This window comes from Streptomyces ossamyceticus, assembly GCF_001418475.1.
GTDB lineage: Bacteria > Actinomycetota > Actinomycetes > Streptomycetales > Streptomycetaceae > Streptomyces > Streptomyces ossamyceticus.
In genome coordinates, this window is record NZ_LIQX01000071.1 from 1 (window position 1) to 1,070 (window position 1,070).

Annotated in this window: 2 protein-coding genes; one reads left to right on the top strand and one right to left on the bottom strand. The window is 74.9% G+C overall.

Annotation, left to right across the window (positions count from 1 at the left end; translation table 11 throughout):
* Nucleotides 1–715 (bottom strand): cell division protein PerM (locus AOK15_RS06685; protein WP_240508329.1); only part of this gene is annotated, 715 nt, incomplete at its 3' end.
* 171 nt (nucleotides 716–886) lie between these two features.
* Between AOK15_RS06685 and AOK15_RS46025 the strand changes: the two genes are divergently transcribed.
* The coding region (locus AOK15_RS46025) for a hypothetical protein (RefSeq protein ID WP_205632087.1) at nucleotides 887–1,070 on the top strand (184 nt) is incomplete at its 3' end.

Consider the following 1,070-nt stretch of genomic DNA (forward strand, 5'->3'; position numbering starts at 1 on the left):
TGGCGGCGCTCGCGGCGGCCAGCACCTGTCGTCGGCCTTCCGTCTCCAGTGCGGCACCGAGGGGCGCGGGCAGGGGCAGCCGGGGGCGCCCGTGTGCCGCCCACACCCCTGTGCCCGCCGCGAGCGCCGCCAGCGCCGGTACGCACACCACCGCCCACCACGAGGGCCGCAGCACACCACCCGACGCGTACAGCGCGGCCGCCCCGCCGACGGCCGTGTAACCCGTGACGAGCCCGGCCCAGGTCGCCCGCGCGCCGGCGCCGAGGCCGTCCCCCGCGTGGTCGCGGGCCGAGCGGTGCAGCAGGACCAGCGGCAGGGCGAGCAGCAGGAGCGGGACGAGACCGACGGGGGCGGGGTCGCCCGAGAGCGTGTCCGTCCGGATCAGTTCCACGCCGTGGGACAGCAGCCACAGGGCCGCCGCCACGTGCAGGGCCCCGCCGGGCCCGCTGTCCGGGTACGGCGAGCTGATCCACAGCACCATCACCAGCGCCGCGAACGCCCCGAGACCGAGCCCCGCCGCGAGGATTCCGCCCAGCATTCCGGTGACCAGCTCGGACGACCGGCGGCGTGTCCGGTCGAGCAACGGCGACAGCGCGGACAGCGGCGGCAGGCCGACCGGGGAGGGCGGGGGCGGCGCCGACCGGCCGTGTGGAGAGGGGTGGTCCGATGCGGTGGACGGGTCGTTCGGGTCGGTCGCGTGCGTCACGTCCGCCATGCTCCCAACGACACGCGCTTTACTCCGGTAACAGAGGATTTGCGCACGTGTCGCCCACCATGTGCTTATGTGCTTTCTCGTACGCGGAACGGTTCTCCCCAGGCGGCGAAGGCCGGAAAGAGTGGCCCGGCGGAGTCTCCTGCTGGGTTCCGCACCACGCGAGTACCACCGATGACCGAGACGCAGACGCCGACGGGCACCGGGGCCAGGCCCGCCGCCGATGCCTCCGCCTCCACCCCTCACACCGAGGCCGAGGCAGAAACCATGTGCGCCGTGGGTGTCGCGAGTGAGGCCGCGAGCGCCGCGGGTGTCGCGAGTGAGGCCGCGAGCGCCGTGGGTGTCGCGAGTGAGGCCG